Raw genomic sequence first — 12,325 nt, forward strand, 5'->3', positions numbered from 1 at the left:
CGTAATGGGGACAGGGGGCGCGTGGTGCCGCGTGGGTGTGGGGAGGCCGGCGTGTTGCGCCGCGATGCAAAGTCGGCGCGGCGATGTAGTTTTTACAGCAGTGAGGGCGACGGCGGGGCGAGGCGGGCGCTTTCGGGAATCGGGCGTGAATTGGTTACAACTCTTGCGGGTTGCTGTGGATGTGGTTACGAAATCCTTTCCATTGCCTGGCTACACTCGCATCGTCTTTTGTTCACATCCTGTCCTGACCATCAAAGAAGAGCGTTGACCATGACCAACTTACTGACCCGACTCGTTGCGGTGGCGGCCCTCGGCGCCGCGCTTTCCACGCCGGCGCTGGCACGCGGCGATCTCAACAATGCCCTGGGCGGCGCGCTCGGTGGCGTGGCCGGCGCGGCGCTTGGGGGCGCGGTGGGCGGCAGCACCGGCGCGGTGATTGGTGGTGCGGTGGGTGGTGGCGCGGGCGGGGCGGTGACGTCGAGCCGGCGTGAGCGGACCGGGGCGGTGATTGGTGGTGCGTTGGGTGGCGGGGCGGGGACGGCTGCGGGGAACGCGATGGGCGGGCGGTCGGGTGGGCTGATCGGGGCTGCCTTGGGTGGTGGGGCGGGAGCGGCGTTGGGGGGAAATGTGTCGAGATCGAATTCGTATCAGGAGGATGATCGGCGCGGGCGGTATGGGCATGGGCGGCATTATCGTGGGGGGCGGCGGTGGGATTGAGGGGCGTGAGGCAGCCCCTCGCGGCTGCGATTCGGCTCCGAGCTTCCTGCTGAGACGGCGGCGGGGGCGTGCGTCGCCGCATCGAGGACCGTCACGTCGTCATCGGCTTGATGTGTGCGCTGAATTTCTCGTGTTGAACTGCGGATGAAAAGAAGCCTCCGCATTCATGTTTCTTCTCACACGGCGCGCATGCGTCGATATACTCGTTTTTCCAGTCCGAGATCGACTTCCGGTAAGCCCGTCCGACATCGTCGTTTACCAGACACAGCTGGTGGTTGTAGACCGAGACATGCATTCCGTATGCTTCGAAAATACGAACGGCTCGGCTCAGCACGTCTCGATAATCCGACTGATCGATCCAGAGTTCGTCCAGATTCGCTCGCGTGAAACCGGTGATCTCCAGGCCCATCAACGCGATGTGATCGACGAACAGCAAATTCCTCACGATATACGTGGCAAGCTGCTCGAGCCTCGGCACGCTCAATGCATGCAACACGATGCGAATCTCAACTTTCTGCCGCGCCTCCTTGAGATTCAGGATGCCTCGCACCGTTTCGTCGAAAGCTCCCGCTGACTGCACGATATAGTCGTGCAGTGACGGATCGTCCGAGTACAGCGGAATGCCGATCGTGACATCGGGATGATCCACCGCTGCGTAACGTTTGGCGAATGCGCGATCCGCGAACCGCCGGCCATTCGAGAGAATATGAATTTTCGTCTGCGGCAGGAGCGTTTTCGTCAAACGCAGCGTATCGAGAAATCGATCCCCGAAAAGGGTCGGCTCGCCCCCCGTGAAGCCGAGAACTTCCGTCGATCGCGGCATCAACCGGATCAAAGCCTTCGCCTCGTCGTCGAGCCAACTATCGTCGATGTTCTTGGGGGGTTGCGAACACATCAAACAGTAGTGCTGGCATTGCTCGGTAACGAGGATCGTATTGTGTGGGCTATTGCGACGATACAGCACGCGGATGTCACCGTTTCCGGCATTGAGTCGCACGATATCGCCGTCATCAAGATAGTCGAATTCGTCGGGCAGGATCGTCAGCGGCGCATCGAGCATGCCGGGCGATACGATGTGGGCGTCGCGTCTCAACACGAAGTAATGGCCGTAGCGCATCGGCTCCGCCGCACCGCGCAGCAAATATGCGCTTGTGCGGCGAACTGCGTCGGGAACTGGGCGCGAACCCGAGACGATCGGCAAGAGCGCGCCCGGTCGCGCCGTGGCTTGTGCCACACGCGGCATGGTCGTGCTCTCGTCGACCGGCGTGATCGAAATGACCTTCCCGCCCAGTTTCAGCATCGCGCCACCCAGCTCTGAAAAATTTTCTTGGCATCGGCATCGGACTCCATCATTGAAATGAGCCGACGAAATATCGCCATGTTTCGCCGACAGAAGTCCGAGGCAGGCTTGCGTCCGAGCACGTCGCCGTGAACCGCGTGCGCATAAACCGGATCGGCACCGCAAAACGGTTCGAAGGCGCATTCGGAGCACATCGGGGCCGACAGGGTGAACGAATCTTCAAGCGCGGTGAGCAACTGCTCGGAAAGGAATATTTCCTTGTAGTCGTGTTCCAGTACGTTACCGAGCTTGAACGTCATGTCGCCCATTTCGGCCAGCATCCGAGCTTCGTTCGACGCGAAGACGCCACCGTCGTAGTTGAACACGACGGCGGCGATGCCGGCGCCGGCCGGATTCATCAAGTCAACATAACCTGGATCATTCGACGTCAGCATTTTCTGCAGGACCAGCGCCGCGTAGTGTTCCCGGAACGGCGTGCCCGCACGATTCAACTCGAGGATGTAGTCGAGCCCTTCAAAATAGAAATCCAGCCAGCGCGCCAGATCGTAACCGGCGATCGTTTTCGTCTTGATGGCGAAACCGTAAGGGGACAGCGGCCGCAAGAAGATTCCATCAAAGCCGTGGGTGACATATTCGTCGATGATTTCGCGCACGCGCGGCAGGCTATGCTGCGTCGTCGTCATCAGTGCCGACACTCGATCGAAACCGACTTTTTCTCGAGCACGTTGCAGCCCGTCGATGTAGCGCTGGTAACTGTCCCTGCCTGGCCGCGGGCGGTTGCGGTTATGCAGATCGGCCGGTCCGTCGAGCGAGGTCGACAGCAATATCCGGTGGTCGTTGCAGTATTCGAGAATCTCGTCGGTTGCCAGCGAAAGCGTCGTCGCGATCACGATCTCGAGCTCGCGCGATTCCGATGCGGCACGCGCTTGTGCTTTCTCTACGACGTAGCGAACCAGATCGAAATTCAACAGAGGTTCGCCGCCCTGGAATTCGAGCTTGAGCGCCCGGGACGGCGAGCGAAACATCAGGTCCAGCGACCGGTCTGCGATTTCACGCGTCATATCGTATGCCGACCGGTCTTCCGACTGCCTCGACACCTGACAGTAAGGGCAGCTGTGGTCACAGCGGAGCGTGGCAACGAAGATGTGCAGATTCGTGAAATTCGGAAGTCGCTGATAGCGTGTCCGCGTTTTCAGCGCCAGCAACTCGCGCGGGGAGCGATCGCCCGCAACTTCGACGAAGTGTTTTGCCCGGAGATCGCGGAAAAGCGGCTCGTCCGGCTGCAAATCATGGTTGACCAGTCTCTCCAGATTTGGCCGATCAACGACGATATATTCGCCGACCATATTGGTGACTACATAGTGTTCATCGTTTAATTTTCCGAAATTGAACGGCAACAGCCTATACGCGCCGTGCGCCGCGTAAGCGGACGGCGGGAGGAACTTGCTCACGCCCCACTCCTACGTCAGCCCAGTCTTTGAAAAAGCATGGGCAAGTATGAGATGTCTGATCGACTCGGTTTCCGCTGCAATCTTCAGACGAAGATTTTGATCCAGTACTTCTTTCTGAAAATCGCGAACCACATCATCAGGCGCGGCAACACCGGAATCGATGGTTGCCGCGCAAATCACATAGGTATCGGTCACCTGCAGATTCACGGCCATGCGATCGGCGAAGCGGTATGCCGCTTTCTGTACCGCGTCTGCTGAATAGACCTGCCTGTCGAAGCGGATTTCGCAGCTGCTTCCAGCCGTGCTCATGACGACGAGGATCGATGTGAATAGTGCGAGCTATGGGAAGAGTGAGACGAATGCGAGCTGTGATACGCCATCAGTTGGCCATGCTCGGTGCGCTTCAGCACGAAGCCGTAGGCATCGTCACCGGCTCGCACGGTCAATTGCTGCGGTTCCAGAGCGGCAATCGCGTTGGTTGCCGTATCGTTCACGGCCGGCGGAGCCGGAGTGACGTTTTCGAGAGGCGCGATGGCCGCGCCGGCATGTTGAGTTGCCATGGCGGCAGCCAACGTGCTAACTGGTACGAGGAATTTTGCTTTCATGGTCTCTTGGTCTGATCGTTTGTGGGTATCGAAAGCCGCGTCGTTTTCCTGATCGAGATTGCAGCGACAGGCTACTCCAGTCGAATGGCATTTGAAAGTACCTCGTGTAAATATCCCTCGCCGATGCCGGTCTCTTGCGGTCGGTATGGAGGAATAGCTACGCATTCATATTGCGGCGGCCAGAAGAGAATTATTTTTTCGATAATCCGGATGTCAGATTGTGTTTGCTTGCGATTTTAAGAGGTATTTGGAATTTTGCGTGCGTAGCGATGGCTTGCGCTATAGACGAGATCGAAATCGCCGTCGAACCGTGCATATTCGTTACTGGCCGAAGGCCGAAGATCCATGTTCGTATGACCGCATACGGACGCGTTCATCGGGCATCTCGTCCGGCTACGACGGCGTGCCGGTAACGGGCCGGGCTGCCGCCGATCGTGACCACGACGCTGTCCGCGACGTTCGCCTGCGCGCCACCGACGGTGGACGCGGGCCTTGTCGTCTGCGCAGCCCGCGACACGCCACTTATTGCACCGGCACCGGGCTCTGCCGGACGTAGGCCTGCGAGACCTCGAAGTAATAAGGCGGCTGGGCGTGACCGTTGGCATCGACGGTGCTCAGCTCGTCGTAGCGCGACGCACCGTTCTCGAGCAGCGCCTGCTTCGTCAGGCGCAGATGGCGCGAGGCCAGCCACGTGTATTCCTCGTCGTCCGACACCACGTGGATCGCCGTCGCGGTGCTCAGGCCGTCGCCGCTGTGTGCGATGTCCTGCGTGATGCCGAACAGGAACAGCCGCATCTCGGCCTGCTCGCTCAGGTGGCCGGTCTTGCCGAGCAGGTAACTGTAGACGGAGATCACGTTGAAGTTCGGGATCTGCCGGATCGGGCGTATTTTTTCGATCGCCTGCATCGTCGCCAGCGCGCCGTCGAAGTCGCCTTGCTGCGCGAGTTTCATGGCCTGCGCTTCGGTGTCGTGGCACAGCTGCATCAGCACCGGGTAATCGAAGCTGCGATCGGCCAGGAACTGGAGGCGCTGCTCGTGGGCTTGCCGTAGCGCCTTCGCGTACGGGTTGTCGGCGCCGGCATCGATCGGCAGCGGATCGAAGGTCGAGCGCTGGCGCATGGTGGCCGCCATCACGCGCGGATCGACCAGGAAGTAGGCCGAGGTCGTGCCGTCGGCGCCCGGCGTCGAGTACGACACCTTCTGCAGTTCGTTGCCGCGGCTCTGCTGCGCCTCGACGGCCTTGACCGTGCCGCGGCGCAGGCGCACCCATTCGCCGATTTCGCGGACCATCACCACGCGCACCGGATCGTCGGGCGTGGTACCGCCGCCCGAACGGTTCTTCAGGATCTCGGCTAGCGCCTGGGCGCGATCGTGACAGGCGTTGCCGAGATCGATCTTCAGCAGCTTCTGGTAGAGGCCGCCGCACAGCGTCTGCACGTCGATGTCGGGGAATTGATCGAGCGGCGCGTATTTTTTCAGTTGCTCCAGCCGACCGATCGCACCGGCGGCGTTGCCGACGCGATCGAGCGCCACGGCGTCCGCGATCGCGGCTTGCACGTCGCGCGCCAACTGCTGCGGATCGACCTGCGCGCCGTCGCCGAAATGCTGTCGCTGAGCCTGAAGCGCGTCGATCGTGGCGGGGTTGATGTCGGGGGGGGCGACGGCCCACGCCTGCTGATTGCCGGCCGACAGAAAGAGCAGCAGGCAGGCAAGCCATTTTGTTTTACGCATACATTTCCCGTGAAGAGGTCGGCTTTGTTCTCGTGCGTGATGCGTCGTGCGACGACGCAGCGGCTGCCCCGTGCCTCGTCCGTTGGCGGCCGGCGAGCAGCTTGCCATGACAGGCTTTCATTTGCATTCGGCGCATGCATCGACACGCGGCAACCAACCGGCCGTGATGCCTTCACGAGCGCGCTCGCCATCAGGTCCATCACCGCGTTCGCGACCACGTTCGAGACGCCATCCGCCATCGCGGGGCCGATCGGCAAGCGGTCGCCTCTACCATCGTTTTCGTCAATGATCGACGCGACCGATTCGCGGTTGATGTCGAGAGTGACGGGCGAATCAGCAGACGAATGCGGCCATTGCGCGTTCGCCGTGCGATTTCGCCTCAGGCAGGCCCGGAGTCGAAGCGAGTCCCGTATGATGTCGGCCGAATTAAGCACCCAGACCTTCTCGTCGCCCGAACCTGCGGGACTCCTATCCATGGTCAATGTCAGTCAATCCGTACCCGCGGCGCATCTGATCCGCCCCGACGGCCCGCCGCGCATGTCCGACGTCGCGAAGCTCGCGGGCGTATCGAAGATGACGGTGTCGCGCGTGCTCGCCGGCCATACCGTGGTGGCGGCCGAGACGCGCGAGCGCGTGCTGCGCGCGATCGAGGCGCTCGGCTACGTCGCCGACGCGGCAGCCGGCACGCTCTCGTCGGGGCGCTCGGATTTCGTCGCGGTGCTGGTGCCGTCGCTGTCGAGTTCGAACTTCTCGGACACGGTGCGCGGGCTGTCGGCGGCGCTCGAGCCGAAAGGGCTGCAACTGCTGATCGGCGACACCGATTACGACATCGAGCGCGAGGAGCGCCTCGTGCGTTCGCTGCTGCGCTACCAGCCGCGCAGCGTCGCGCTGACGGGCGCGTTCCACACCGAGGCCACCACCGCGCTGCTGCGGCGCGCGGGCGTGCCGATCGTCGAGATGTGGGACCTGCCTGCCGATCCGATCGACGCGGCGGTGGGCTTCTCGAACCAGCGCGCGGCGCGCGAGATGCTGGTCTATCTGCATGCGCGCGGCTATCGCCGGATCGGCTTCATCGGCGGCGCGAGCAACGCCGACCGCCGCGGCGCCGAGCGGCTCAAGGGCTACCGGCTCGGCATGCGCGCGCTGGGCCTCGGCGAGCCGCGCGTGGTGCAGCTCGGGCAGTCGCCGGCCACCATGATCCACGGCGGCCCGGCGCTCGACCAGCTGCTCGAACGCTGGCCCGACACCGACGCGGTGATGGCGGTCAGCGACATGTCCGCGTTCGGCGCGATCATGCAGTGCCACCGGCGCGGGATGCGCGTGCCCGAGGACATCGCGGTGGCCGGCTTCGGCGATTTCGAGGTGGCCGAATGCTCGCATCCGAGCATCACCACGGTGACGGTCGATGCACACGGCATCGGCTTGATGACGGGCGAGGTGCTGTGCGCGGCGATGGCGGGCGGCACCGCGGCGAGCGCCGCCACGCGTCATTTCAAGATCCGCTATTCGGTGGTGCCGCGCGAAAGCGCGTGAACGCGGCGGGCATCGGCCGCCGCCGGGGCCCCCGAACCATTTGCAAACACTCGCGAACCCGCTTCAGGCGTGCTACCATCTGCGTCGAGGTTACCGGTAACCAAATGAGCCGATCCGACCAGGTCGATCCTGCTGGAATCGACCCGACGGCGCCGGAACACATATCGAGAGGAGACGGTCGCGGCAGGGCGCCGGCGCGGCACCGCGACGTCGGGAACGACCAGGACACGGAGAAGGCAAGATGACGCAAAACACCACGCGGCGGCTGCGCAGCCAGGAGTGGTTCGACGATCCGGCGCACGCCGACATGACGGCGCTGTACGTCGAGCGTTTCATGAACTACGGGCTGACGCGCGAGGAAATCCAGTCGGGCCGCCCGATCATCGGCATCGCGCAGACGGGCAGCGACCTCGCGCCCTGCAACCGCCACCACATCGCGCTGGCCGAGCGCACCAAGGCCGGCATCCGCGACGCGGGCGGCATCCCGATGGAATTCCCCGTGCATCCGCTCGCCGAGCAGAGCCGCCGGCCCACCGCCGCGCTCGACCGCAACCTCGCCTATCTCGGTCTCGTGGAAGTGCTGCACGGCTTCCCGCTCGACGGCGTGGTGCTGACCACCGGCTGCGACAAGACCACCCCGGCCTGCCTGATGGCGGCCGCCACCGTGGACATGCCGGCCATCGTGCTGTCCGGCGGCCCGATGCTCGACGGCTGGCACCAGGGCAAGCGGGTCGGCTCGGGCACCGTGATCTGGCATGCGCGCAACCTGCTCGCGGCCGGCGAGATCGACTACGAAGGCTTCATGGAGCTGACCACGGCCTCTTCGCCGTCGATCGGCCACTGCAACACGATGGGCACCGCGCTGTCGATGAACAGCCTCGCCGAGGCGCTCGGCATGTCGCTGCCGGGCTGCGCGAGCATTCCGGCCGCCTACCGCGAGCGCGGCCAGATGGCCTACGCCACCGGCAAGCGGATCGTCGATCTCGTGCGCGAGGACGTGCGGCCGTCGCAGATCATGACCAAGCCGGCCTTCGAGAACGCGATCGTGATCGCCTCGGCGCTCGGCGCGTCCACCAACTGCCCGCCGCACCTGATCGCGATCGCGCGCCACGTCGGCGTGGAGCTGTCGCTCGACGACTGGCAGCGGGTGGGCGAAGCGGTGCCGCTGATCGTCAACTGCATGCCGGCCGGCGACTATCTCGGCGAGAGCTTCCACCGCGCGGGCGGCGTGCCGGCCGTGTTCCACGAGCTGTCGAAAGCAGGCCTCGTGCATCGCGACTGCCGCACCGTGTCGGGCGACACGATCGGCCGGATCGCCGACCGCTCGGCCACCTCGGACCGCGACGTGATCCGCACCACCGACACGCCGCTCAAGCACGGCGCCGGCTTCATGGTGCTGTCGGGCAACTTCTTCGACAGCGCGATCATGAAGATGTCGGTGGTGGGCGAGGCGTTCCGCCAGACCTACCTGAGCGAGCCGGGCAGCGAGAACGCGTTCGAGGCGCGCGCGATCGTGTTCGACGGCCCCGAGGACTATCACGCGCGCATCAACGATCCGTCGCTCGAGATCGACCAGCACTGCATCCTGGTGATTCGCGGCACCGGCACGGTCGGCTATCCCGGCAGCGGCGAGGTGGTGAACATGGCGCCGCCGGCCGCGCTCGTGCGCGACGGCATCACCTCGCTGCCGACGCTCGGCGACGGCCGCCAGAGCGGTACCTCGGCGAGCCCGTCGATCCTCAACATGTCGCCCGAGGCGGCGGTGGGCGGCGGCCTCGCGCTGCTGCGCACCGGCGACCGGATCCGCGTGGACCTGAACGCGCGCAAGGTGGACGTGCTGGTGGACGAGGCCGAACTCGCGCGTCGCCGCGAGACCGCCGGGTTCTCGGTGCCGCCTTCGCAGACGCCCTGGCAGGAGCTGTATCGGCAGACGGTCGGCCAGCTCTCGACGGGCGGCTGCCTGGAGCCGGCCACGCTGTATCTGAAGGTGATCGAGACGCGCGGCAACCCGCGGCATTCGCACTGAGCACGCGGCCGGTGGTGCGTGCCGTCGCGAGGGACGCGGCGGCGCGTGCGGCCGGTGCGTGGCGAGTCGGGAAGGACGAGAAGGGAAGGGCGAGAAGGGCGGCAGGATGGCGCCCGGCGTCATGAGTCGTGAACGGCGTGCCGCCGGGCATGATCGGCGGCGGCCTTGCCCGCCACCGCCCGCGCGTGACTTGCGTGACTCGGGTTACTTGAACTGTCCCGCGAGCCGCTGCTCGGCATGCTGCATGTGCAGCCCCATCGCCAGGCTGATGCGGCGCACGTCGCGCTCGTTGAGCGCGGCGTAGATCTCCTCGTGTTCCTCCATCGATTCGGCCCACCACGGCGCGCTGAGGAAGTGCTGTTCGAGCGTCATGTAGAGCGGCGTCGTGCGATGGATCCAGAGCTGGTCGAGCAGCACCACGTAGGCGCTGTTGCCCGACGCCTCGGCCAGGCTCAGATGGAACTGCCGGTCGTATTCGTTCAGTTGCGGATCGCCCACCTTGCTGCCGCGCAGCTTGTCGAGCCAGCCGAGCACGGTCTCGATCTGCGCGTCGGACGCATGCCGCACCGCCTGCACGGCGATCTCGGGCTCCAGGTAGGCGCGCGCGCGGATCACGTCGAACGGCGACACCGCGTGCATGCGCGCCGCGGCTGCCGAGGCGGCCGGCTGCGGTGCCGGAGCGGCAGCCGCCACCGCCGCGTTCGCGCCGCGCTGCCGGACGAAGATGCCCGAGCCGCTGCGCACTTCCACCGTGCCCTCGATCTCGAGCGCGATCAGCGCCTCGCGCAGCGACGAGCGGCTCACGCCGAGCCGCGCGCTGAGATCGCGTTCGGCCGGCAGCCGTTCGCCGACGATGAATTCTCCCGCCTCGATCAGTTCGGTGATCTGCGCGGCGATCTGGCTGTAGAGCCGTTTCGTTTCGATCGGCTGGAAGGGCATGGCGGGATTCGTCGGAGGGTTCGGGTGGTCGGGTGGACCGGCTTGCGGGGCGCCGCGGGTGGGCGTGGGCGCACATTATAGGGCAGGCGCCCGGCGGCGAACCCGCGATGCGGGCCGCCGCCGGGCACGGGCGTGCGTGCCGCCTGGATCGGCGCGGGCGCGCTTACAGCTTGAACGGCACGACCGTCTGCTGCTGCTCGCCGAGCCCTTCGATGCCGAGCCGGATCACGTCGCCGTCGCGCAGGAACTGCGGCGGGTTCATGGCCATGCCGACGCCGGGCGGCGTGCCGGTGGTGATCACGTCGCCGGGCATCAGCGTCATGAACTGGCTCAGGTGGCTGACGATCTCGGCCACGTCGAAGATCATCGTCTTCGTCGAGCCGTCCTGCACGCGCTTGCCGTTCACCTCGAGCCACATCGCCAGGTTCTGCGCGTCGGGCACTTCATCGCGCGTGACGAGCCACGGGCCGATCGGGCCGAACGTATCGCAGCCCTTGCCCTTGTCCCATTGCGGCGTGCGTTCGAGCTGGAAGTGGCGCTCGCTGACGTCGTTGATCGTGCAGTAGCCGGCCACGTGCTCGAGCGCCTGGTCGCGCTCGACGTAGCGCGTGACGCGCCCGATCACCACGCCCAGCTCCACTTCCCAGTCGGTCTTCTCGGAGCCGCGCGGCAGCATCACCGGATCGTTCGGCCCCTGGATGCACGAGATCGCCTTGGTGAACACCACCGGCTCCTTCGGCACCGGCATGCCGGTCTCGGCCGCGTGGTCGGAGTAGTTGAGGCCGATCGCGAGGAACTTGCCGATGCCGTTGATCGGGCAGCCGTAGCGCGGCGAGCCTTCCACGAGCGGCAGCGAGTTGACGTCGAGCGCGCGCAGCTTCGCGAGCGTGGCGGCATCGAGCGTGGCCGGCGTGATGTCGGCGATCACGCCGCTCAGGTCGCGCAGCTTGCCGTCCTGGTCGACGAGGGCCGGCTTTTCGTGGCCGGGCTGGCCATAACGGGCGAGTTTCATTGAGTCTGCTCCTGGTGAATCCGGGTGAAAACGAAGGGCGAGGTCAGATGGTCATGCCGCCATCGACCGAGTAGGTCTGGCCGGTGACGAACGCGGCGTCGTCGCTGGCGAGGAACGTGACGATCGGCGCGATTTCCTCGGCGCGCGCGATGCGGCCCATCGGCTGGCGCGCGACGAAGGCCTTGCGGGCCGCCTCCGGATCGTCGTAGGCGTTGATGCGCTGCTGCAGCGAGGGCGTATCGACGGTGCCCGGCGAGATCGCGTTGCAGCGGATGCCCTGCAGCACGTAGTCGGCGGCCACCGCCTTGGTGAGGCCGATCACGGCCGCCTTCGAGGCGCCGTACACGAAGCGGTTCGGCAGGCCGCGGATGCTGCTCGCCACGCTGGCCATGTTGACGATGCTGCCGCCGCCGTGCTTGAGCATGGCCGGCAGCGCGGCGCGGATGGTCCAGAACATCGAGCGCACGTTCAGGTCGAACGCGAACGACCAGTCCTCGTCGGTGGCTTCGAGGATCGTGCCGTTGTGGACGAAGCCGGCGCAGTTGAACAGCACGTCCACGCGCGGCAGCGTGGCGAAGAACGCGTCGATCGCCGCGCGGTTCATCACGTCGAGCGGGGCGGTGCGCACGTTGGCGACGCCGTCGAACGCGCTGAGCAGTTCGGGCTTCACGTCGGTCGCCCAGACCTGCGCGCCGTCGCGGGCCAGCGCATGCACCGCCGCCTGCCCGATGCCGGCGCCTGCCGCCGTGACCACGGCTACCTTGCCTTCCAGTCTCATCGTGTCTCCTGTTTCGTGTCCGGTTGCGGTTCGACCTGAAATTGGCCGGACCAGTGGGCCAGCTGCGATCTTAGCGGGGAACGGGAGAGGAGGCAACGCAGGGTGGGGTGGGGTTTGTGCCTAGACGGGGGCGGCTTTGGGCGTTGGCGGCCATATCGGCCGAGGTTAGTGTGATTTTGCGGGATTTGCAGGCAGGATGGGCGGGCGCGGAGCCACTCGGATGCCAGGCATGC

The 12,325-nt window shown here is 65.2% G+C and carries 11 protein-coding genes; 3 read left to right on the forward strand and 8 right to left on the reverse strand.

Features of this window, described 5'->3' with window-relative positions; all coding sequences use genetic code 11:
• Positions 1 to 270 precede the first annotated feature (270 nt).
• Positions 271 to 717 carry a hypothetical protein gene (locus BpN12_RS03960; RefSeq protein WP_246794012.1) on the forward strand — a complete coding sequence of 149 codons (447 nt, stop codon included), beginning with the start codon at positions 271 to 273 and terminating at the stop codon, positions 715 to 717.
• Between the two features lie 91 nt (positions 718 to 808).
• Here the strand turns inward: BpN12_RS03960 and hxsC are convergent, their stop codons facing one another.
• The 5 genes from hxsC to BpN12_RS03985 all read right to left on the reverse strand — a co-directional run bounded on the left by hxsC (position 809) and on the right by BpN12_RS03985 (position 5,804).
• Positions 809 to 2,017, reverse strand: a complete 1,209-nt coding sequence (hxsC, locus tag BpN12_RS03965; RefSeq protein WP_246794013.1) for a His-Xaa-Ser system radical SAM maturase HxsC — start codon at positions 2,015 to 2,017, stop codon at positions 809 to 811.
• The gene (gene hxsB / locus BpN12_RS03970) at positions 2,011 to 3,468 is read right to left on the reverse strand and encodes a His-Xaa-Ser system radical SAM maturase HxsB (RefSeq protein ID WP_246794014.1); all 1,458 of its coding nucleotides are present in this window, start codon (positions 3,466 to 3,468) and stop codon (positions 2,011 to 2,013) included. The genes hxsC and hxsB overlap by 7 nt, the downstream gene beginning before the upstream one ends.
• Positions 3,469 to 3,477: 9 nt before the next feature.
• A complete protein-coding gene (gene hxsD, locus BpN12_RS03975) occupies positions 3,478 to 3,777 on the reverse strand; it encodes a His-Xaa-Ser system protein HxsD (RefSeq protein WP_246794015.1) in 300 nt (99 codons plus the stop codon).
• Complete coding sequence (hxsA2, locus tag BpN12_RS03980) at positions 3,774 to 4,073, reverse strand: His-Xaa-Ser repeat protein HxsA2 (protein ID WP_246794016.1); 300 nt, start codon at positions 4,071 to 4,073, stop codon at positions 3,774 to 3,776. The genes hxsD and hxsA2 overlap by 4 nt, the downstream gene beginning before the upstream one ends.
• Positions 4,074 to 4,595: 522 nt before the next feature.
• Positions 4,596 to 5,804 (reverse strand): DUF4919 domain-containing protein, encoded by a 1,209-nt coding sequence (locus BpN12_RS03985; protein WP_246794017.1) that lies wholly within the window; start codon positions 5,802 to 5,804, stop codon positions 4,596 to 4,598.
• A 474-nt stretch (positions 5,805 to 6,278) separates the two neighbouring features.
• Here BpN12_RS03985 and BpN12_RS03990 point away from each other — a divergent pair, with 474 nt between their 5' ends.
• Both BpN12_RS03990 and BpN12_RS03995 read left to right on the forward strand, forming a co-directional pair.
• Complete coding sequence (locus BpN12_RS03990; protein WP_246794018.1) at positions 6,279 to 7,337, forward strand: LacI family DNA-binding transcriptional regulator; 1,059 nt, start codon at positions 6,279 to 6,281, stop codon at positions 7,335 to 7,337.
• A gap of 241 nt (positions 7,338 to 7,578) precedes the next feature.
• Positions 7,579 to 9,363 carry an IlvD/Edd family dehydratase gene (locus BpN12_RS03995; protein WP_246794019.1) on the forward strand — a complete coding sequence of 595 codons (1,785 nt, stop codon included), beginning with the start codon at positions 7,579 to 7,581 and terminating at the stop codon, positions 9,361 to 9,363.
• A gap of 204 nt (positions 9,364 to 9,567) precedes the next feature.
• On the opposite strand, the gene BpN12_RS04000 is transcribed toward BpN12_RS03995, so the two are convergent.
• The 3 genes from BpN12_RS04000 to BpN12_RS04010 form a co-directional block, all read right to left on the reverse strand.
• Positions 9,568 to 10,302: a FadR/GntR family transcriptional regulator gene (locus BpN12_RS04000; RefSeq protein ID WP_246794020.1), complete on the reverse strand. Its 735-nt coding sequence runs from the start codon at positions 10,300 to 10,302 to the stop codon at positions 9,568 to 9,570.
• A gap of 163 nt (positions 10,303 to 10,465) precedes the next feature.
• On the reverse strand, positions 10,466 to 11,314 hold the full coding sequence (locus BpN12_RS04005) for a fumarylacetoacetate hydrolase family protein (protein WP_246794021.1): 849 nt from the start codon (positions 11,312 to 11,314) through the stop codon (positions 10,466 to 10,468).
• Between the two features lie 43 nt (positions 11,315 to 11,357).
• Positions 11,358 to 12,092 (reverse strand): SDR family oxidoreductase, encoded by a 735-nt coding sequence (locus tag BpN12_RS04010; RefSeq protein WP_246794022.1) that lies wholly within the window; start codon positions 12,090 to 12,092, stop codon positions 11,358 to 11,360.
• Positions 12,093 to 12,325 lie beyond the last annotated feature (233 nt).

This window comes from Burkholderia perseverans, from assembly GCF_022870505.1.
Taxonomy (GTDB): domain Bacteria; phylum Pseudomonadota; class Gammaproteobacteria; order Burkholderiales; family Burkholderiaceae; genus Burkholderia; species Burkholderia plantarii.